At 66.9% G+C, this 19386-nt stretch carries 17 protein-coding genes; 12 read left to right on the top strand and 5 right to left on the bottom strand.

Annotated elements, in window-relative coordinates:
- Positions 1–113: 113 nt before the first annotated feature.
- From AC1Q6V_RS05335 to AC1Q6V_RS05325, 3 genes are all read left to right on the top strand, one after another.
- Positions 114–1439, top strand: coding sequence for an NAD(P)/FAD-dependent oxidoreductase (locus tag AC1Q6V_RS05335; protein ID WP_058696656.1), 1326 nt, complete (start codon positions 114–116; stop codon positions 1437–1439).
- Positions 1440–1597: 158 nt separating this feature from the next.
- Positions 1598–2476 carry a dienelactone hydrolase family protein gene (locus tag AC1Q6V_RS05330; protein WP_010813648.1) on the top strand — a complete coding sequence of 293 codons (879 nt, stop codon included), beginning with the start codon at positions 1598–1600 and terminating at the stop codon, positions 2474–2476.
- Between the two features lie 121 nt (positions 2477–2597).
- Positions 2598–3488 (top strand): ZIP family metal transporter, encoded by an 891-nt coding sequence (locus AC1Q6V_RS05325; RefSeq protein ID WP_011615804.1) that lies wholly within the window; start codon positions 2598–2600, stop codon positions 3486–3488.
- 2 nt (positions 3489–3490) lie between these two features.
- On the opposite strand, the gene AC1Q6V_RS05320 is transcribed toward AC1Q6V_RS05325, so the two are convergent.
- From AC1Q6V_RS05320 to AC1Q6V_RS05310, 3 genes are all read right to left on the bottom strand, one after another.
- Positions 3491–4348 (bottom strand): sulfurtransferase, encoded by an 858-nt coding sequence (locus tag AC1Q6V_RS05320; RefSeq protein WP_010813646.1) that lies wholly within the window; start codon positions 4346–4348, stop codon positions 3491–3493.
- A gap of 49 nt (positions 4349–4397) precedes the next feature.
- The gene (locus tag AC1Q6V_RS05315) at positions 4398–5321 is read right to left on the bottom strand and encodes a DMT family transporter (RefSeq protein WP_010813645.1); all 924 of its coding nucleotides are present in this window, start codon (positions 5319–5321) and stop codon (positions 4398–4400) included.
- A 209-nt stretch (positions 5322–5530) separates the two neighbouring features.
- Positions 5531–6634 (bottom strand): aromatic ring-hydroxylating oxygenase subunit alpha, encoded by a 1104-nt coding sequence (locus AC1Q6V_RS05310; RefSeq protein WP_010813644.1) that lies wholly within the window; start codon positions 6632–6634, stop codon positions 5531–5533.
- Between the two features lie 380 nt (positions 6635–7014).
- On the opposite strand from AC1Q6V_RS05310, the gene AC1Q6V_RS05305 reads away from it, so the two are divergent.
- From AC1Q6V_RS05305 to folE2, 4 genes are all read left to right on the top strand, one after another.
- Positions 7015–7323: an exodeoxyribonuclease VII small subunit gene (locus tag AC1Q6V_RS05305; protein ID WP_010813643.1), complete on the top strand. Its 309-nt coding sequence runs from the start codon at positions 7015–7017 to the stop codon at positions 7321–7323.
- The gene (locus AC1Q6V_RS05300) at positions 7320–8204 is read left to right on the top strand and encodes a polyprenyl synthetase family protein (protein WP_010813642.1); all 885 of its coding nucleotides are present in this window, start codon (positions 7320–7322) and stop codon (positions 8202–8204) included. Before AC1Q6V_RS05305 ends, AC1Q6V_RS05300 begins: the two co-directional genes overlap by 4 nt.
- Before the next feature lie 25 nt (positions 8205–8229).
- Positions 8230–10146 carry a 1-deoxy-D-xylulose-5-phosphate synthase gene (dxs, locus tag AC1Q6V_RS05295; RefSeq protein ID WP_010813641.1) on the top strand — a complete coding sequence of 639 codons (1917 nt, stop codon included), beginning with the start codon at positions 8230–8232 and terminating at the stop codon, positions 10144–10146.
- A gap of 217 nt (positions 10147–10363) precedes the next feature.
- Entirely contained in the window at positions 10364–11167 is an 804-nt protein-coding gene (gene folE2 / locus AC1Q6V_RS05290) for a GTP cyclohydrolase FolE2 (protein WP_010813640.1), read from the top strand.
- A gap of 59 nt (positions 11168–11226) precedes the next feature.
- Here the strand turns inward: folE2 and tsaD are convergent, their stop codons facing one another.
- On the bottom strand, positions 11227–12261 hold the full coding sequence (tsaD, locus tag AC1Q6V_RS05285) for a tRNA (adenosine(37)-N6)-threonylcarbamoyltransferase complex transferase subunit TsaD (protein ID WP_010813639.1): 1035 nt from the start codon (positions 12259–12261) through the stop codon (positions 11227–11229).
- 157 nt (positions 12262–12418) lie between these two features.
- Between tsaD and AC1Q6V_RS05280 the strand changes: the two genes are divergently transcribed.
- The 4 genes from AC1Q6V_RS05280 to dnaG all read left to right on the top strand — a co-directional run bounded on the left by AC1Q6V_RS05280 (position 12419) and on the right by dnaG (position 16624).
- Positions 12419–13684: a BaiN/RdsA family NAD(P)/FAD-dependent oxidoreductase gene (locus AC1Q6V_RS05280; RefSeq protein ID WP_010813638.1), complete on the top strand. Its 1266-nt coding sequence runs from the start codon at positions 12419–12421 to the stop codon at positions 13682–13684.
- 136 nt (positions 13685–13820) lie between these two features.
- Positions 13821–14033: a 30S ribosomal protein S21 gene (gene rpsU, locus AC1Q6V_RS05275; protein ID WP_010813637.1), complete on the top strand. Its 213-nt coding sequence runs from the start codon at positions 13821–13823 to the stop codon at positions 14031–14033.
- A 128-nt stretch (positions 14034–14161) separates the two neighbouring features.
- Entirely contained in the window at positions 14162–14611 is a 450-nt protein-coding gene (locus AC1Q6V_RS05270) for a GatB/YqeY domain-containing protein (RefSeq protein WP_010813636.1), read from the top strand.
- 201 nt (positions 14612–14812) lie between these two features.
- The gene (gene dnaG / locus AC1Q6V_RS05265; RefSeq protein WP_011615801.1) at positions 14813–16624 is read left to right on the top strand and encodes a DNA primase; all 1812 of its coding nucleotides are present in this window, start codon (positions 14813–14815) and stop codon (positions 16622–16624) included.
- A 95-nt stretch (positions 16625–16719) separates the two neighbouring features.
- On the opposite strand, the gene AC1Q6V_RS05260 is transcribed toward dnaG, so the two are convergent.
- Positions 16720–17115 (bottom strand): hypothetical protein, encoded by a 396-nt coding sequence (locus AC1Q6V_RS05260; RefSeq protein ID WP_231881360.1) that lies wholly within the window; start codon positions 17113–17115, stop codon positions 16720–16722.
- Here AC1Q6V_RS05260 and rpoD point away from each other — a divergent pair.
- Positions 17105–19381 (top strand): RNA polymerase sigma factor RpoD, encoded by a 2277-nt coding sequence (gene rpoD, locus AC1Q6V_RS05255; RefSeq protein ID WP_037023603.1) that lies wholly within the window; start codon positions 17105–17107, stop codon positions 19379–19381. The genes AC1Q6V_RS05260 and rpoD overlap by 11 nt on opposite strands.
- Positions 19382–19386 lie beyond the last annotated feature (5 nt).

The raw sequence follows: 19386 nt of genomic DNA, 5'->3' as shown, positions 1-19386 counted from the left end.
ATCGAATGAAGCGACTGCCGAGTCAGGCTTACCGGCTTGCCAGTTATGCTGCAATGCAGCAGACTGTGGCAAACGCCTCAGGCAAGAATTTACAAAAACGCATCAGGTAGACCATGACAGAAACAAGGACGCCTCGCATCGTTGTCGTCGGTGGGGGAGCAGGGGGGCTGGAACTGGTAACGAAGCTGGGCGACAAGCTCGGCCGCAAGGGGCAGGCGCAGGTGGTGCTGGTGGACCGCCTGCCCACCCACATCTGGAAGCCGCTGCTGCATGAAGTGGCAGCCGGCAGCATGGACCCCAACACGCACCAGCTGGAATACGCGGCGCAGGCGCGCTGGCATCACTTCGAGTTCCAGCTGGGCGAGCTGACCGGCATCGACCGCATCCGCAAGACCATCTCGGTGTCGGCCAGCTTCGACGAGGACGGCGCCGAACTGCTGCCGGCGCGCGAGCTGCCCTATGACACGCTGGTGCTGGCGATCGGCTGCGTCACGCATTTCTTCGGCGTGCCCGGCGCGGCCGAGAATGCCATCGCACTGGACGTCGTGGCGCAGGCCGAGCGCTTCCGCAAGCGCCTGATCGCGGCCTGCGTGCGGGCCCAGAACGGGCGCGGGCGCGTGGGCGCGGACGGCCGGCCGCGCGTTGACGTGGCCATCATTGGCGCGGGCGCCACCGGCGTGGAGCTGTCGGCCGAACTGCGCAACACCGCGCACGTGCTCAGCGCCTACGGCCTGCACCAGCTTGATCCGCGCCGCGATGTGCATATCCACGTGATCGAGGCCGGCCCGCGCATCCTGCCGGCGCTGTCCGAGCGGGTCTCGGTCGAGACCGCCAAGCTGCTGAAGAAGCTCGACGTCGATGTCCTGACCAGCGAGCGCGTGACCGAGGTCACGCCGCAGGCGGTGCTGACCGCCAGCGGCAAGCATATCGATGCCGACCTGACGGTATGGGCGGCGGGCATCACCGCGCCGCCGGTGCTGGCCACACTGGGGCTGCCGGTCAGCCGCCAGGGCCAGATCGTGGTCGGCCCGACGCTGCAGAGCGAGGGCGACCCGGACATCTTCGCCTTCGGCGACTGCGCCAGCTGCCCGTGGGCCGAGAAGCAGACTACGGTGCCGCCGCGCGCACAGGCCGCGCACCAGCAGGCCACCTTCCTCTACAGCGCGCTGCGCGCGCGGCTGGACGGGCGCCCGCTGCCGTCGTTCGCCTTCAAGGATCTCGGCTCGCTGGTGTCGCTGGGGCATTTCAGCGCAGTGGGCAGCCTGATGGGCGGGCTGATCGGCGGCTCGATGTTCATCGAAGGGCTGATGGCGCGCGTCATGTACACGTCGCTGTACCGGATGCATGTGATGGCGTTGCACGGCGCCGTGGGCATGGCGCTGGACACGGTTTCGCACTGGCTGCGCCGCAAGACCAGCCCGCGCGTCAAGCTGCACTGACGCGCGCCGGGCCGGGGCTTCCCGTGCTGCACCATGCCGCGCGGGCTGGTGGCGTGCGGAGGTGGCTGCAAGGCCGCCCCATGTTTTCTCCATGTCTGCTTAAAATCTGCCGCTGGCGCCGCATCCCGGCCCAGCCACCAACGATCCTGGAGACACGCATGCTCAAACCGGAAGTGGATAGCCTCGTCCCCGGCCAGACGTTCGACCGCCGCGGCTTTGTCAAGACGGCGCTGGGTTCCGCCTTTGCGGCGGCCGCGCTGCCGGTGATGGCCCAGCAGGCCATCAAGACCGACTTTGCCGGCCTGAGCGCCGGCGAGGTCACCATCCCCTCGGGCGGCTTCAGCATGCCGGCCTACCGCGCCCAGCCCGAAGGCAAGAAGAACCTGCCGGTGGTGCTGGTGGTCAGCGAGATCTTCGGCGTGCACGAGCATATCGCCGACGTGTGCCGGCGCTTTGCCAAGCTGGGCTACCTGGCGATCGGGCCGGAACTGTTCGCGCGCCAGGGCGATCCGCAGAGCTTCGGCACCATCCAGGAGCTGCAGCGCGAGGTGATTGCCAAGGTGCCTGACGCGCAGGTGATGGGCGACCTGGACGCCGCGGTGGCCTGGGCCGGTGCCAACGGCGGCGACGTGTCGCGCCTGGCCATCACCGGCTTCTGCTGGGGCGGGCGCATGACCTGGCTCTATGCAGCGCACAGCAAGCGCCTGAAGGCCGGCGTGGCCTGGTATGGCCAGCTGGCGCCCGAGCCGACCCCGCTCAAGCCGAAGAATCCCATCGACCTGGTCGGCCAGCTCCATGCCCCGGTACTCGGCCTGTATGGCGGCAAGGACACCGGCATCCCGCAGGAGCAGGTGGAGAGGATGAAGTCCGCGCTGGCGGCGTCGTCCGACCCGGACGCCAAGGCCTCGCGCTTTATCGTCTATCCCGAGTCCGGCCATGCCTTCCATGCCGATTACCGGCCCAGCTACCGTGAAGCCGATGCCAGGGATGGCTGGCAGAAGTGCCTGGACTGGTTCAGGCAGCACGGCGTGGCCTGATCCGGCCGTCCCGGCGCCGCGAGGCGCCTCTCGCCCGACAGCAGGATTGCAAAGTCCCGGCGGATACGTACAATGCGGCCTTTGAGTTATTGCAACATTGTTGCGTTAGCCGCCCGGCGCGATGCGGGCGGAACGGCGGGGCCGCCCGGTACCGCCACCCCGGGAGCCCATCATCCATTCGACGCTTTTGTATATCCTGCTCGCCGCCACGATCTCGGGGGTGGGCAGCATCTTCGGGGCGGCGCTGCTGTCGCTGACGGTGGCGTCCCGCGTGGTCGAGCGCATGGTGAGCTTTTCAGTGGGCGTGCTGCTGGCCACCGCGCTGCTGCATTCGCTGCCCGAGGCGTTCGAGTCCGGCGCCGACCCGCGCGCGCTGTTCGGCACGCTGCTGGCGGGGCTGCTCGGCTTCTTCCTGCTGGAAAAGATCTCGCTGCTGCGCCACTCGCACCACCACGAGGGCGACGGGCACCACCACCACCACGGCCATGACCGCGAGGAAGCGGGGCGCAGCGGCCTGACCATCCTGGTCGGCGACACCTTCCACAATTTTGCCGACGGCATCGTGATCGCGGCGGCCTTCCTGGCCGATCCGCATATCGGCGTGGTCACCGCGCTGGCAATCGCGGCGCACGAGATCCCGCAGGAAGTCGGCGACTTCATCGTGCTGCTCAATGCCGGCTTCTCCAAGGCCCGTGCCTTTGCCTTCAACCTGCTGTCGAGCCTGGCGGCCATCGCCGGCGGCGTGGTCGGGTATTTCCTGCTCGACCAGCTGAGCGGCTGGATTCCGTACGTGCTGGTGATTGCCGCCAGCAGCTTCCTCTATATCGCGGTCAGCGACCTGATGCCCCAGATGCAGCGCAAGCCGCGCTGGCGCGAGTCGGCGATCCAGGTGGTGCTGGTGGCCGCGGGCATCTCGGCGATCGTCTTCATCACCAACGGCGTGCACGAGAGCCACAGCCACGGCGGGCACGGCCATATTGCGCCCGCCGCGCCCATTGCCTCGTCACGCTGACCTCAGGCGGCCCCGGTAGCGACCGGGCGCGCCGGATCGGCGCACCATTCGCTCCATGATCCCGGGTACAGCGCCGCGCCGCCCAGGCCGGCCGCTTCCAGCGCCAGCAGGTTGTGGCAGGCCGTGACACCGGAGCCGCACTGCATCACTGCCTGCGCCGGGGCGCGCGCACCCAGCACTGCGCCGAATTCCGCGCGCAGGGTCTCGGCCGGCTTGAAGCGGCCGTCCGCGCCCAGGTTGTCCTTGAAGAAGCGGTTGACCGCGCCGGGGATATGGCCGCCAACCGGGTCCAGCGTCTCGTTCTCGCCGCGGAAGCGGTCGGGCGCGCGCGCATCCACCACCAGCAGCGAGGCGCGCTCGAGGTTGTCCACCAGCGCGGCGGCGTCGACGGTCGGCGCCAGCGACTTGCGGCGTTGGAACTTGCCGGGCAATTCCGGCTCTTCCGTGGCATCGTGTTCGAGCGGCAGGCCGGCCTTGACCCAGGCGTCCTTGCCGCCGTCGAGCACGGCCACGGCATCGTGGCCGAGCCAGCGCAACAGCCACCACAGCCGCGCGGCGAACATGCCGCCCTGCGCATCGTAGGCCACTACCGGGGTGTCGTCGTCCACGCCCAGCGCCTGCAGGCGCGCCACCAGGTCGTCGGCGTCGGGCAGGGGGTGGCGGCCGTTGCTGCCGGTCTTGGGGCCGGACAGCTCGTTGTCCAGGTGCAGGTAGAAGGCGCCGGGCAGGTGGCCGGTGCGGTAGGCCTCGCGGCCGGCGGCCGGGTCGGCCAGGTCGAAGCTGCAGTCGATCACGACGCAGCCGCCGGGGGTGGCCAGCAGCGATTGCAGCGCGGTGACGGAAATCAGCGGTTTCTGCATGGGAATCCTGTTGCGATCGATGGAAAGGGGTCTAGTTCACCAGGGGATGCTACACCTCGGGATGGACTTCCGCCTCCGGCGACTTGACCGGCGTGGCCGGCGTGGGCTTGGCATCGGTGCCCTGGCGCGCGCGCATCAGCGTGGTGGCGATGCCGCTGGCGATGATCAGCCCCATGCCCAGCCACGACAGCCAGTTCAGCCGGTCGGACCAGATCAGCATGCCCCACACGCTGGAAAAGACGATGCCGGCGTATTGCAGGTTGGCGGTCAGCAGCGTGTTGCCGCGCTTGTAGGCGCGCGTCATCGCGGTCTGGCCCAGCGTGGCCAGGATGCCGATGGCCAGCAGCAGGCCGGCGCCGTACCAGGTATGCGCGCTGACGCCGCCCAGCAGCATCCACACTAGCCCGGCGATCATGCCGACCAGCGAGAAATAGAACACGATGCGGCCCTCGGGCTCGCCCAGCTGGCCGAGCTGGCGCACCTCGACATAGGCCAGCGCCGTGAACATGCCCGAGATCAGTCCGACCAGGCCGCCGGTCAGCTGGTCCTTGCCGACCGAAGGCTGCAGCAGGCAGATCACGCCGGCAAAGGACAGCAGGATCGCCAGCACCAGGCGCCGGTCGGCATTGCCGCCGGTGCCGGCCAGCGCCGCGCCGGCGCCCAGGATCAGCGCGATCCACACCGGCGACATGTAGTTCAGCGTCATCGCGGTGGCCAGCGGCAGCAGCGAGATCGAGGTGAACCACAGCATCAGCGCGGTCACGCCGAACACGCTGCGCTTGATGTGCGACAGCATGTAGGGCGTGCGCACCGGGATCCCGCGCGAGGACAGCAGCACCCACATGATGACCACGCTGATCAGGCCGCGGTAGAAGACGATCTCGCCGGTGGTGTAGAGATCGGATGCCAGCTTGACGCCAACCCCCATCAACGAGAAGGCGAAGGCGGCGAACAGCATCCAGAGCGATTGCATGGCGAGGGGCGCGGTGAAGCGAAACGAAGCGGGAAAGAGAGGCGTCCGGCGCGCGGGCGGGCTTCGTGTCTGGCCTCGTCGCGCAAGCGGTGTGGCTGCCGGCACCGGACAATGATTCTAGCAGCGCACTTCGCGTCCCAAAGGAAAGCGGACCGCCAGGGCGGTCCGTTCTTGCGTGCGTTGTGCGGTTATCGCACTAGTCCGCCGGACTAGCCGGCGTAAGCCATGGCGCGGCGATACCACTCATGGAAATGCTGCATGCCGTCTTCCATCGGCGACTGGTACGGTCCGACTTCGCTGGTGCCGCGCTTGAGCAGCGCCAGCCGGCCGGCATCCATGCGTTCGGCGATCTCGTCGTCCTCGATGCAGGTTTCCATGTAGGCGGCGCGCTCGGCCTCGACGAACTCGCGCTCGAACAGCGCGATTTCCTCGGGGTAGTAGAACTCCACCACATTGCGCGTCTTGCGCGGGCCGACCGGGTGCAGCGTCGAGATCACCAGCACGTTGGGGTACCACTCCACCATGATGTTGGGGTAGTAGGTCAGCCAGATCGCGCCGTGCTTGGGCAGCACGCCGTCGTTGAAGCGCAGCACCGCGTCGTGCCATTTCTGGTAGGTCGGGCTGCCGGGGCGCTTCAGGCCGGCATGCAGGCCCACGGTCTGCACGCTGTGCCACTCGCCGAACTCCCACTTGAGGTCGTCGCACGAGACGAAGCTGCCCAGCCCCGGGTGGAACGGCACGACGTGGTAGTCCTCCAGGTAGACCTCGATAAAGGTCTTCCAGTTGTAGTCGCACTCGTGCACCTCGACGTGGTCCAGCATGTAGCCGTCGAAGTTCAGGTCCTGGGCCACGCCCAGCCTGGCCAGGTCGGCGCGCACGTCGCGCTTGCCGTCGAACAGCAGCCCATTCCAGTTTTGCAGCGGCGAGCGCTTCAGGTGCAGGCAGGGTTGCTTGTCGAAATGCGGCGCGCCGAGCAGCTCGCCCTTCAGGTCGTAGGTCCAGCGGTGCAGGGGGCAGACGATGTTGTGCGCATTGCCGCGGCCGTTGAGCATGATGGCCTGGCGGTGGCGGCAGACGTTGGACATCAGTTCGATGCCGGCGGCGTTGCGTACCAGCATGCGGCCTTCGTCCTCTGCCCTGAGCGTGTGGTAGTCGCCGACTTCCGGAACCATCAGCTCGTGGCCGATATAGCCCGGGCCATTCCTGAACAGCAGTTCGAGTTCTTGTTGATGCAGCGCTTCGTCGAAATAGACGCCGACGGGCAGTTGCGAATCAGCCGGCGCCAGGTTGAGCGCGGTGCTGAGATTGGACATTATCCCCACTCCCAGATGAACAGGTGAAAGCAGTGAACAACCCAACCATCGAAAATTGAATCGATTTGGGAAAGACTTCCGCCAGGTCGGCAAGGTCCGGTAGCCCCCTGGCGGCGAGGGGGAGATTGTACCCGACCCAAAAAGTTAAGGGACTGATTTTTTTGCCTTTTTAGCGAAAAAGTCGACCCGGGTCGTCATCGGGGTGCCGTACCGGGCGCATTCGGAAAGACGACCCGAGCGCACAAGTCACTTCTGTGGTTTGTGCACCCCGATAGGTCCACGCCGACCGTGCGCAAGGATGGGGCAAGCTCCCGCTTTGGCGTAAAATCCGGGCTTCCCCATCCGGGTTTCCCCCGGGGTCCTTGATTCCAGGTCCTGATATGCCAAAAACGACGACCGCTCCGGTCCAGACCGACAACACCGCCGACACCAGCGCATCGGCGCCGCCCGCTTCCTACGAAGCGGCGATGGCCGAGCTGGAAACGCTGGTGGCCAGCATGGAAAGCGGCGAACTGCCGCTGGAGGCATCGCTGGCGGCCTACCGCCGCGGCGCCGAGCTGGTGCGCTACTGCCAGCAGAAGCTGGAGCGGGTCGAGCAGCAGGTCCGCGTGCTGGAAGGTGACGTGCTCAAGCCGCTGGCCGGCGAGGGCAATGGCGCCAACGGTGCACTGGGGGCGGACGAGGCATGAGTGACTTTGCCCAATGGATGCAGGCCCAGGGCGCCCGTACCGAGGCCGCCCTGCAGGCGGCGCTGCCCGCTGCCGAGACCGTGCCGCATACGCTGCACGAAGCCATGCGCTATGCTGCACTGAGCGGCGGCAAGCGCGTGCGGCCGCTGCTGGTGCATGCCGCCGGCGAGGTCAGCGGGGCGGCTCCGGCCGCCTGCGACGCGGCGGCCTGTGCGGTGGAGATGATCCACGCCTATTCGCTGGTGCACGACGACATGCCCTGCATGGACGACGACGACCTGCGCCGCGGCCGGCCCACCGTGCACAAGGCCTATGACGAGGCCACCGCATTGCTGGTTGGCGACGCGCTGCAGACCCAGGCCTTTATCGTGCTGGCCGGTGCCGGGGCGATCGCGCCCGCGGCGCGGCTGCAGCTGGTGGCCGAGCTGGCGCTGGCGTCGGGCTCGACCGGAATGGCCGGCGGCCAGGCGATCGACCTGCAGAACGTGGGCCGCGCCATGACGCGCGAGGCGCTCGAGGCCATGCATCGCATGAAGACCGGCGCGCTGTTGCGCGCCAGTGTGCGCATGGGTGCGCTATGTGGTGAAATCGACGCCGAGGGCCTGGCCGCGCTGGATCGCTATGCGGCGGCAGTGGGATTGGCGTTCCAGGTGGTTGACGATATTCTGGACGTCACTGCCGATACCGCCACGCTGGGCAAGACCGCCGGCAAGGACGCCGCCCATGACAAGCCGACCTATGTGTCGCTGATGGGGCTTGACCCGGCACGCGCACTGGCCGGGACGCTGCGCGCCGACGCACACGAGGCGCTGGCCGGCTTTGGCGAGCGCGCGGACCGCCTGCGGGACCTGGCGGACCTGATCGTGCTGCGCACACACTAAACAGAGAGCCGGCCGAACGGACATCATGACCTACGCACTCCTCAACAAGATTGACGCCCCCGCAGACCTGCGCAAGCTCGACCGGCGTGAGCTCCGGACCCTGGCGGACGAACTGCGCGCCTATGTGCTGGAGTCGGTCTCGCAGACCGGCGGCCACCTGTCGTCCAACCTGGGCACGGTCGAGCTGACCATCGCGCTGCACTACGTCTTCAACACCCCGGACGACCGGCTGGTGTGGGACGTGGGCCACCAGAGCTACCCGCACAAGATCCTGACCGGACGCCGCGAGCGCATGGGCACGCTGCGCCAGTGGGGCGGCATCTCTGGCTTCCCGCGCCGCAGCGAGAGCGAATACGACACCTTCGGCACGGCGCATTCGTCGACCTCGATCTCGGCCGCGCTGGGCATGGCGCTCGGTGCGCGCACGCTGGGCGAGAAGCGCGTCTCGGTGGCGGTGATCGGCGACGGCGCCATGACCGCGGGCATGGCCTTCGAGGCCCTGAACAACGCCGGCGTCTACAAGGACCTGCCGCTGGTGGTGGTGCTCAACGACAACGACATGTCGATCTCGCCGCCGGTGGGCGCGCTCAACCGCCACCTGGCGCGGCTCTTGAGCGGCCAGTTCTACGCGGCCACCAAGAAGGGCATCGAGAAGGTCCTGTCGGTGGCGCCGCCGGTGCTGGAGTTCGCCAAGCGCTTCGAGGAACATGCCAAGGGCATGATGGTGCCGGCCACGCTGTTCGAGGAATTCGGCTTCAACTACATCGGCCCGATCGACGGCCACGACCTGAACTCGCTGGTGCCGACGCTGCAGAATATCCGCGAGCGCGCGCTCGAGGGCGCCGGCCCGCAGTTCCTGCACGTGGTGACCAAGAAGGGCCAGGGCTACAAGCTGGCCGAGGCCGACCCGATCCTCTACCACGGCCCGGGCAAGTTCAACCCGGCCGAGGGCATCCGCCCGGCGGCCAAGCCGGCGCGCAAGACCTACACGCAGGTGTTCGGCGACTGGCTGTGCGACATGGCCGCAGCCGACAAGCGCCTGGTCGGCATTACCCCGGCGATGCGCGAGGGCTCGGGCATGGTCGAGTTCGAGCGGCGCTTCCCGGACCGCTACTACGACGTGGGCATCGCCGAGCAGCACGCCGTGACCTTTGCCGGCGGCCTGGCCTGCGAGGGTCTCAAGCCGGTGGTGGCGATCTACTCGACCTTCCTGCAGCGCGGCTACGACCAGCTGATCCACGACGTGGCGCTGCAGAACCTGCCGGTGGTGTTCGCGCTGGACCGTGCCGGCCTGGTCGGCGCCGACGGCGCCACGCACGCGGGTGCCTACGATATCGCCTACCTGCGCTGCATCCCCAACATGATGGTGATGACGCCGTCCGACGAGAACGAGTGCCGTCAGCTGCTGACCACGGCGTTCCACCAGGCGTGCCCGAGCGCCGTGCGCTATCCGCGCGGCTCCGGCCCGGGCGCGGCCATTGCCGCCGAGCTCACCACTGTGCCGGTCGGCAAGGGCGTGATGCGCCGCGAGGGAGGTGCGCGCGCGGGGCATCGCGTGGGCTTCCTGGCGTTCGGCTCGATGGTGCACCCGGCCCTGGGTGCCGCCGAGGCGCTGGATGCCGCGGTCGCCGACATGCGTTTCGTCAAGCCGCTCGACGTGGAGCTGGTCAAGCGCCTGGCCGCGGAGAACGACTACCTGGTGACCGTGGAAGAGGGCAGCGTGATGGGCGGCGCCGGCAGCGCCGTGCTGGAGGCACTGGCCGAGGCCGGCATCGACAAGCCGGTGCTGACGCTGGGCCTGCCCGACCGCTTCGTCGACCACGGCGACCCGGCCTATCTGCTGCAGCAATGCGGCCTGGATGCGGCCGGCATCGAGCGCTCGGTGCGCGAGCGCTTCGGGCTGGACCAGCCCAAGGTCACGGTCGCCTCGCGCGTGGCCTGATCACCTGCTGTCCCGAAGGGGATTCGGCCCTCGCACCACGAGTGCGTCCGAATTCCCTTAAACTCCCCTTTTTTGTGTTCGCAGCTGCGGGCCGGCGTGCCACTTGCCGGATCCCGTGGTTTCACACTCGTTGCGCGGCATGGATGGACTGCGAAATTGCCGCGACCGTAAGGGCTCGTGCCGTCCCCCTTGGGCGCGACCCTGGAGGAAACCGTAGATGAATGACATCAATCCCGCCTTCGTCATGCCCGACGTCCAGTCGAGCCCCGACACCCGCCAGATCCCCATCCAGCGTGTCGGTGTCAAAGGCGTGCGTTACCCCGTGACCCTGAAGACCCCGGCCGGCATCATGCCGAGCGTGGGCACCTTCAATCTCGACGTGCACCTGCCGGCGGACCAGAAGGGCACGCATATGTCGCGCTTCGTCGCGCTGCTGGAAGAAGAGCGCGCACCGCTGGAGCTGTCCAGCTTCCGGCTGATGCTGGACAAGATGCTGGAAAAGCTGGAAGCCGAGGCCGGCCGCATCGAGGTCACCTTCCCGTACTTCATCAGCAAGACCGCGCCTGTGTCGGGCGTGGAGTCGCTGCTGGACTACGAGGTCACGCTGACCGGCGAAGTGCGCGACGGCGCCGCGCGCGTGTTCCTGAAGGCGCTGGTGCCGGTGACCAGCCTGTGCCCGTGCTCGAAGAAGATCTCGCAGTACGGCGCGCACAACCAGCGTTCGCATATCACCATGAACGTGGAACTGGCCGGCGAGCTGCCGGTGGAAGCGCTGGTGCGCATGGCCGAGGAAGAGGCCTCGTGCGAGCTGTGGGGCCTGCTCAAGCGCCCCGACGAGAAGTTCGTCACCGAGCGCGCCTATGAGAACCCCAAGTTCGTCGAGGACCTGGTGCGCGATATCGCCATGCGCCTGAATGCGGATGATCGCATCGTGGCCTATGTGCTGGAGGCGGAGAACTTTGAGTCGATCCACAACCACAGCGCGTATGCGGTGATCGAGCGGGACAAGCGGGTCGACTGACCGCGTTGTCGCTGCAATAGAAATAGCCACCGCATGCGGTGGCTATTTTTTTGTCCGGTTCAGGCCGCCGAAGGCAGGCGGATATCCGCCAGGTCCCAGCGCGGCGTCACGCCGTAGCCATACTCGTGCCGCGCCAGTTCGGGCGCTGCCTGCAGCCGCATGGCGCCGGCAAACGCGATCATCGCGCCGTTGTCGGTGCAGAACGCCAAATCCGGGTAATACACGTCGATCTTGCGCTGCTTGCCCATCTGGTCCAGCCGCTCGCGCAACTGGCGGTTGGCACCCACGCCTCCCGCCACCACCAGCCGCTTGTGGCCGGTCTGCTTGAGCGCTGCCATCGACTTGGCGGCCAGCACGTCGACAATGGCATCGACAAAGGCGCGCGCCAGGTTGGCGCGATCCTGCTCGCAGGTGTTGGCGAGCTTGCGTGTTTGCGTCAGTACCGCGGTCTTCAGTCCGGCGAAGGAGAAATCCAGGTTGCCCGAATGCAGCATCGGCCGCGGCAGCGCAAAGGCGCCGGGGATACCGAATTCGGCCAGCCGCGACACTTCGGGGCCGCCCGGATAGCCCAGGCCCAGCAGCTTGGCGGTCTTGTCGAAGGCTTCGCCGGCGGCGTCGTCCAGGGTTTCGCCCAGCAGCGTGTAGTCGCCGATGCCGCGCACTTCCATCAACTGCGTATGCCCGCCCGACACCAGCAGCGCCACGAACGGGAAGGGCGGCGGCTCGCGCGTCAGCAGCGGCGACAGCAGGTGGCCTTCCAGGTGGTGCACGCCCACCATCGGCACGTTCAGCGCAAAGCCCAGTGCATTGGCCACCGAGGCGCCCACCAGCAGTGCGCCGGCCAGCCCGGGGCCCTGGGTGAAGGCGATGGCGTCGATGTCCTGGCGGGTACGGCCGGCATCGGCCAGCACCTGCTCCAGCAGCGGCAGCACGCGGCGGATATGGTCGCGCGACGCCAGTTCCGGCACCACGCCGCCGTAGTCGCGGTGCATGGCGATCTGCGAGTGCAGCGCGTGCGCGAGCAGGCCGGCGCCGGTGTCATAGAGGGCGAGGCCGGTTTCGTCGCAGGAGGATTCGATGCCGAGGACAAGCATGGGGAGCGCATAGGGCCGCCTCCTGTCAGGGAAACGGCTGTCGAAACAACAGGTTGCAGGAAGCGCGCAGGGTAGCACAGCAGCGCGCGGCGTGCTTTTCGCTACAATCTGCCCTTTCTCTGGCGGTGGCAATACACATGGATGCGCGAGGCGTGCAATGAGCGGGGCAACATCGGCCCGGACGGGCCGGTATGACGTGGCCGTGCTGGGTGCGGGCGCGGCCGGCATGATGTGTGCCGCCGTGGCCGGCCAGAACGGCGCGCGCGTGGTGCTGATCGACCATGCCACCAAGCTTGCCGAGAAGATCCGCATCTCGGGCGGCGGGCGCTGCAATTTCACCAACCTGCAGGCCGGGCCCGCCAACTACCTGTCGTCCAATCCGCACTTCTGCCGCTCGGCGCTGGCGCGCTACACGCCGCAGGATTTCCTTGGCCTGATGCGCCGCTACGGCATCGACTGGCACGAGAAACATCGTGGCCAGCTGTTCTGCAACGACAGCGCCGAAGACGTGATCGCCATGCTGCGCGCCGAATGCGACACCGGCCATGTGCGCTGGCACACCGGCTGCAGCGTGGCCGAGGTCCGGCGCGAGGGCGACGACTTCCTGCTGCTCACCGCTACCGGCACGGTGCGGGCCGGGGCGCTGGTGGTGGCCACCGGCGGCCTGTCGATCCCCAAGATCGGTGCCACCGACTTTGGCTATCGCATCGCCCGGCAGTTCGGGCTGGGCATCGTCGAAACCCGGCCGGCGCTGGTGCCGCTGACCTTCGATGGCAAGGACTGGGTGCCGTTCGCGCCGCTGGCCGGCGTGTCGCTGGAAGTGGATATCGCCACCGGCAACGGCAAGGCGGCCGGAGCCTTCCGCGAAGACCTGCTGTGGACCCATCGCGGCCTGTCCGGACCCGCCGTGCTGCAGATTTCCAGCTACTGGCGTCCCGGCACGCCGATCGCCATCGACCTGTTTGATGGAGAGGATGCCGCCGCCTGGCTGCTCGAGCAGAAGGCCGGCAGCCGCAAGCACCTGGGCAACCTGCTGGCGCAACGGTTGCCGGCGCGGCTGGCCGATGCCTGGTGCGCGGCCTCGGGCGTGGATGCCGCCATGCCGCTGCATGATGTGACCGACAAGGCCCTGCGCAAGCTTGGCGCCACGCTCAACGGCTGGCGCATCGTGCCGTCGGGCACCGAGGGCTACCGCAAGGCCGAGGTCACGCTTGGCGGGGTCGACACGCGGGCGCTGTCGTCAACCACCATGATGGCGCGCGAGGTGCCGGGCCTGTATTTCATCGGCGAGGTGGTGGACGTGACCGGCTGGCTGGGCGGCTACAACTTCCAGTGGGCGTGGGCGTCCGCGGTGGCGGCGGGGCAGGCCGCGGCTGAGGCATCGCGCACCGCTTCGGCAGGGCAATCGGTAGCCCAAGGGTAGACTGGCGAGAGCTGGAAGGGCGGTGGGCGGCACTCGGCAAGTGTCCGTTGCACGCCACTTCCGCGCTCGATTGTTGGTGCTACAATCCAGAACTTCGTAGAGCCGCTTATCCCGAAAATTCTCATTTTCTGGCCAAATGACCACGATCCGTCTCAAGGAAAACGAGCCTTTTGAAGTTGCCATGCGCCGTTTCAAGCGCACCATCGAGAAGAACGGGCTGCTCCCGGAATTGCGGGCACGCGAGTTTTACGAAAAGCCCACCGCCGCGCGCAAGCGCAGGAAGGCAGCCGCCGAAAAGCGCCATTACAAGCGCATCCGCAGCCAGATGCTGCCGAAGAAACTGTACTGACCCCGGCGCTCCCGCTTGTATCCGACCCGCTGTGGCCTACGCTTCGGCGGGTTTTTGCATTCTGGGCCTTGCAGCGGGCGGTCATCGCCGCCACCTGTGAGTGTCCACCCACTTTCTGGAAGATCACGATGTCCCTCAAAGCCCGTATCAGCGAAGACATGAAGACCGCCATGCGCGCGCGCGAAACGGAGCGCCTCGGCACCATCCGCCTGCTGCTGGCCGCCATCAAGCAGCGCGAGGTCGATGAGCGCGTGGAACTGGACGATACCGCCGTGCTGGCCGTGGTCGAGAAGCTGATCAAGCAGCGCAAGGATTCGATCTCGCAGTTCCGGCAGGCGGGCCGCAATGACCTGGCAGACAAGGAGTCGGCGGAAGTCGAAGTGCTGCAGGCCTACATGCCCGCAGCACTGTCGGACGAGGAAGTCGCCGCCGAGGTCCAGCAGGCCGTTGCCGCCACTGGTGCCGCCGGTCCGCAGGACATGGGCAAGGTCATGGGCGTGCTCAAGGGCAAGCTGGCCGGCCGTGCCGACATGACCGCCGTATCGGCCCTGGTCAAGGCGGCACTTGCAGCAAAGTAAATACTGATTTAATCGGTTGCTGGCAAGATAAGCACCGGATCCGCGTGGTTCGGTGCAGTTGCACGGAGATGTCACGTAGTCCGGGCGGCCCTATCACGCTGCACTACAATATTCCGATAGCAGCCGGGCGCCGCACCGGTCACGCATTCCTAAAAGAAGCCGCCCGCCGCGGGACGGCCATGCCTCAGGACGGTCAGTCGGGTGATTCCGCAATCCTTTATTCAGGACCTGCTCAACCGTGTCGACATTGTCGATGTGGTGGGCAAGTATGTGCAGCTGAAGAAGGGCGGCGCCAATTTCATGGGGCTGTGCCCCTTCCATAACGAGAAATCGCCGTCATTCACGGTGTCGCCGACCAAGCAGTTCTACCACTGCTTCGGATGTGGCGCCCACGGCTCGGCCATCGGCTTCCTGATGGAGTTTTCCGGCCAGTCCTACCCGGAAGCGGTGCGCGAGCTGGCCCAGTCGGTCGGCATGAGCGTGCCGGAAGAGCGCGACCGGCTGCCGCCCGGGCAGCGCGCGGAGCAGCAGGCCCGTTCGGTGGCGCTGTCCGACGCCATGACCCGCGCCACCGATTTCTACCGCCGCCAGCTGCGAAGCGCGCCGCAGGCGATCCAGTACCTGAAGGGCCGTGGCCTGACCGGCGAGATCGCCGCGAACTTTGGCCTGGGCTACGCGCCGGATGACTGGCAGGGCCTGGAGGCCGTATTCGGCAGCTATCGTGATGACAACGTGTCGGCGCCGCTGGTCGAGTGCGGCCTGCTGATCGAAAGCGACAAGCGCGATGCGGACGGCAAGCCGCGCCGCTACGACCGCTTCCGCGACCGCATCATGTTCCCTATCCGCAACACCAAGGGGGCCGTGATCGGCTTCGGCGGGCGCGTGATGGGGCAGGGCGAGCCCAAGTACCTGAACTCGCCCGAGACTCCGCTGTTCAGCAAGGGCACGGAGCTGTACGGGCTGTTCGAGGCCCGTCACGCGATCCGGGAAACCGGCTACGTGCTGGTGGTCGAAGGGTATATGGACGTCGTGGCGCTGGCCCAGCTCGGTTTTGCCAATGCCGTTGCCACCCTGGGCACGGCGTGCACCCCTGTGCACGTGCAGAAGCTGCTGCGCCAGACCGACGCCGTGGTGTTCTCGTTCGACGGCGACTCTGCCGGGCGCCGCGCGGCCCGGCGCGCGCTGGAAGCCTGCCTGCCGCATGTGGCGGACAACAAGACCATCCGCTTCCTGTTCCTGCCGGCCGAGCACGATCCGGACAGCTATGTGCGCGAAGAGGGCACCGAGGCCTTTGCCACCCAGGTGCGCAACGCCATGCCGCTGTCGCGCTTCCTGCTGCAGTCGGTCACCGAAGACCTGGACCTGCGCCAGCCCGAGGGCCGCGCCCGGGCCCAGTACGAGGCCAAGCCGCTGCTGCAGGCCATGCCCGCCGGCGGCCTGAGGCTACAGATTGTGCGCGAACTTGCCGATGCCACGGGAACGACACCCGCGGAGATCGAAGCCATCTGCGGCCTGCGCAGCGACCCGGCCCGCGTCGGCCGCTTCGCCCAGCCGCGCCCGCGCACGCGCCGCCAGGCCCCGACCGGGCTGGAGCAGCGGGTGATCCAGCTGCTGATGTGCTATCCGGCACTGTCGGCGAGGCTGGACGAGGATGCGCGCGCGCTGCTGCTGGGCGGCGAGAGCAGCGACAGTGAAGTGCTGGCGCACCTGGTGGAGGCGTGCGACAGCGTGCAGGGCGAGGTCAATTTTGCGGCCTTCAGCGAACACCTGGCCCAGTCGCCCTATGCCGAGGTGTATGCCGTGGCGCGTGCCGCGGTGCTGCGAGAAGAGATCGAAGAGGCACCCGCAATACAGGATTTCGATGCGGCCATTACCAAGCTGCTGGCCGAGCCGCTGCGGCGCGAGCTCGACGGCCTGCAGGCGGAGGTAGTGGCCGGCACGGCCGATGAAGCGGCCAAGCAGCGCATGCGCTGGCTGGTGGGCGAAATCCACCGGCGGCGCCAACTTGGCTGAGGTGCCTGTGTGCGCCCTGGTCATCAACCAGGAGGTGGCAGTAAGCGTTGGATAAGGGACTGGGCCCGGCCCCGCCGAGCTTAAGCCTTGATTTTTCAGGTGAAAACCTCACCTGATAGGGAGCCGGCTATGCGTGGCGTGCTACAATAGCCGGTTTGGATTGCGAAATCTTTCTCTCCAGTTCTGGTGAAAGTGAGCGTGCCAATGGCAAAGGCCAAAGCAACCGAAAGGGTTACCTCTAAAGCTCCCCAATCAGGGAGCGGCAAGGCGTCTGTGAAAACAACGGCGGCGAAGACATCGACCGCGTCAGTCAAGACACCAGCCCGGTCTGCGCCATCAAAGTCCGTGCGTAGCGCGCAAGCGCCCGCCGTGACGACTCCCGCCAGGACTCGCACATCCGAAAAGACAAAGGCCTCGACTTCGGCACGCGAGAGCGGCAAGAGCGCCAGTACGAGCGGCAAGGTCGCCGCATCTGCACCAGTGAAAGGCAAGAGTATCACCGTGGCGAAACAGCAGAATACCGAAGTCGAGAGCAAGCGAGCGGCAGCCGCCGGCGCCAAGAGTGGGGAAGCCAAGGCTGGCACCACCACTACGGCAACCAAGGCGCGTGCCGCGACACCTGCATCCGTTGCATCCGAGCGTCCCGCTGCGCCGGCAATCAAGCCGGAGCCGAAAAAGCGTGGCCGCAAGCCCAAGGCCGAGATGCAGCACGACGACAGCACAACAGACGACGTGACTGAAGAGTTTTACGAGAACGATGCGCGCCCGGCGGCAACCCCGGCCGCGGCGCCGAAGACCGAAAAGCAGAAAGCCAAGGACCGCAAGGCCAAGGAAAAGGCCCTGCTCAAGGAGTTCGCCTCGACCCAGCAGGGTACCGAGGAAGAGCTTGAGCTGCGTCGCCAGAAACTCAAGGCGCTGATCAAGCTGGGCAAGTCGCGCGGCTACCTGACCTACGCGGAAATCAACGATCACCTGCCGGACGACATGGTCGATTCGGAAACGATCGACACGCTGGTCGCCACGCTGAACGACATCGGCATCGCTGTCTACGAACAGGCGCCGGATGCCGAGACGCTGCTGCTCAACGACAACGCCCCGTCCGCCACCAGCGAGGAAGAAGCCGAGGAAGAGGCCGAAGCGGCCCTGTCCACGGTGGACTCCGAGTTCGGCCGCACCACCGACCCGGTGCGCATGTACATGCGCGAAATGGGCACGGTCGAGCTGCTCACGCGCGAAGGCGAAATCGAGATCGCCAAGCGCATCGAGGCCGGCCTGAAGGACATGGTGATGGCGATTTCGGCTTGCCCGGTCACCATCTCCGAGATCCTGGCCCATGCCGAGCGCGTGGCCAACGACGAGATCAAGATCGACGAATTCGTCGACGGCCTGATCGACCCGAACGCCGACGAAGCCCCGGAAGCGCCCGCAGCCCCGGCTGCAGCGGCCGACGACGAGGATATCGAGTCCGACGACGAAGAGGAAGGCGACGAGGACGATGACGACGAAGGCGGCGCCGGCGCCGGTGCCTCCGCGCGCCAGCTGGAAGAACTGAAGCAGAACGCGCTGGAGAAATTCCGCGTGATCGCCGAGCAGTTCGACAAGATGCGCCGCGCGTTCGAAAAGGAAGGCTACAACTCCAAGCCCTACGTCAAGGCGCAGGAAGCCATCCAGGCCGAGCTGATGGGCATCCGCTTCACCGCCCGCAATGTCGAGCGCCTGTGCGACACGCTGCGCGGCCAGGTCGACGAAGTGCGCAAGCTCGAACGCTCGATCCTGAACATCGTGGTCGACAAGTGCGGCATGCCGCGCTCGGAATTCGTCGCCCGCTTCCCGGGCAACGAGACCAACCTCGAGTGGGTCCACACCATCGTCGCCGACGGCAAGGGCTACAGCACCATCGTCGAGCGCAACGTGCCGGCCGTGCATGAGCTGCAGCAGAAGCTGATCGACCTGCAGTCGCGCGTGGTGCTGCCGCTGAAGGAACTGAAGGGCGTCAACCGCAAGATGGCCGAGGGCGAGCGTCGTGCCCGCGAAGCCAAGCGCGAGATGACCGAGGCCAACCTGCGTCTGGTGATTTCGATCGCCAAGAAGTACACGAACCGCGGCCTGCAGTTCCTCGACCTGATCCAGGAAGGCAACATCGGCCTGATGAAGGCGGTGGACAAGTTCGAATACCGCCGCGGCTACAAGTTCTCGACCTACGCCACGTGGTGGATCCGCCAGGCCATCACGCGCTCGATCGCCGACCAGGCGCGCACCATCCGTATCCCGGTGCACATGATCGAGACCATCAACAAGATGAACCGCATCTCGCGCCAGATCCTGCAGGAAACCGGCAACGAGCCGGATCCGGCAACGCTGGCCGAGAAGATGGAGATGCCGGAAGACAAGATCCGCAAGATCATGAAGATCGCCAAAGAGCCGATCTCCATGGAAACGCCGATCGGTGACGACGACGACTCCCATCTGGGCGACTTCATCGAGGACACCAACACGCTGGCCCCGGCCGAAGCCGCGCTGCACGGCTCCATGCGCGACGTCGTCAAGGACGTGCTGGACTCGCTCACGCCGCGCGAAGCCAAGGTGCTGCGCATGCGCTTCGGCATCGAAATGAGCACCGACCACACGCTGGAAGAGGTCGGCAAGCAGTTCGACGTCACGCGTGAACGGATCCGCCAGATCGAGGCCAAGGCACTGCGCAAGCTGCGCCACCCGAGCCGCTCGGACAAGCTGAAGAGCTTCCTGGAAGGCAACTAAACGCT

The sequence above is a fragment of the Cupriavidus sp. GW823-FHT07B10 genome, assembly GCF_058794355.1.
The sequence above is the reverse complement of the archived record's forward strand: the minus strand, read 5'-3'. Positions and strand labels throughout refer to the sequence as shown.

Bases quoted from the DNA above. Each gene is read 5' to 3' on its own strand.
- folE2 (WP_010813640.1), top strand. From the start codon at position 10,364: ATGAATGACATCAATCCCGCCTTCGTCATGCCCGACGTCCAGTCGAGC.
- AC1Q6V_RS05305 (WP_010813643.1), top strand. From the start codon at position 7,015: ATGCCAAAAACGACGACCGCTCCGGTCCAGACCGACAACACCGCCGAC.
- AC1Q6V_RS05320 (WP_010813646.1), bottom strand. From the start codon at position 4,348: ATGCAGAAACCGCTGATTTCCGTCACCGCGCTGCAATCGCTGCTGGCC.
- AC1Q6V_RS05280 (WP_010813638.1), top strand. From the start codon at position 12,419: ATGAGCGGGGCAACATCGGCCCGGACGGGCCGGTATGACGTGGCCGTG.
- AC1Q6V_RS05270 (WP_010813636.1), top strand. From the start codon at position 14,162: ATGTCCCTCAAAGCCCGTATCAGCGAAGACATGAAGACCGCCATGCGC.
- rpsU (WP_010813637.1), top strand. From the start codon at position 13,821: ATGACCACGATCCGTCTCAAGGAAAACGAGCCTTTTGAAGTTGCCATG.
- AC1Q6V_RS05310 (WP_010813644.1), bottom strand. From the start codon at position 6,634: ATGTCCAATCTCAGCACCGCGCTCAACCTGGCGCCGGCTGATTCGCAA.
- AC1Q6V_RS05315 (WP_010813645.1), bottom strand. From the start codon at position 5,321: ATGCAATCGCTCTGGATGCTGTTCGCCGCCTTCGCCTTCTCGTTGATG.
- AC1Q6V_RS05325 (WP_011615804.1), top strand. From the start codon at position 2,598: ATGCGGGCGGAACGGCGGGGCCGCCCGGTACCGCCACCCCGGGAGCCC.
- AC1Q6V_RS05330 (WP_010813648.1), top strand. From the start codon at position 1,598: ATGCTCAAACCGGAAGTGGATAGCCTCGTCCCCGGCCAGACGTTCGAC.
- AC1Q6V_RS05300 (WP_010813642.1), top strand. From the start codon at position 7,320: ATGAGTGACTTTGCCCAATGGATGCAGGCCCAGGGCGCCCGTACCGAG.
- AC1Q6V_RS05335 (WP_058696656.1), top strand. From the start codon at position 114: ATGACAGAAACAAGGACGCCTCGCATCGTTGTCGTCGGTGGGGGAGCA.
- tsaD (WP_010813639.1), bottom strand. From the start codon at position 12,261: ATGCTTGTCCTCGGCATCGAATCCTCCTGCGACGAAACCGGCCTCGCC.
- dxs (WP_010813641.1), top strand. From the start codon at position 8,230: ATGACCTACGCACTCCTCAACAAGATTGACGCCCCCGCAGACCTGCGC.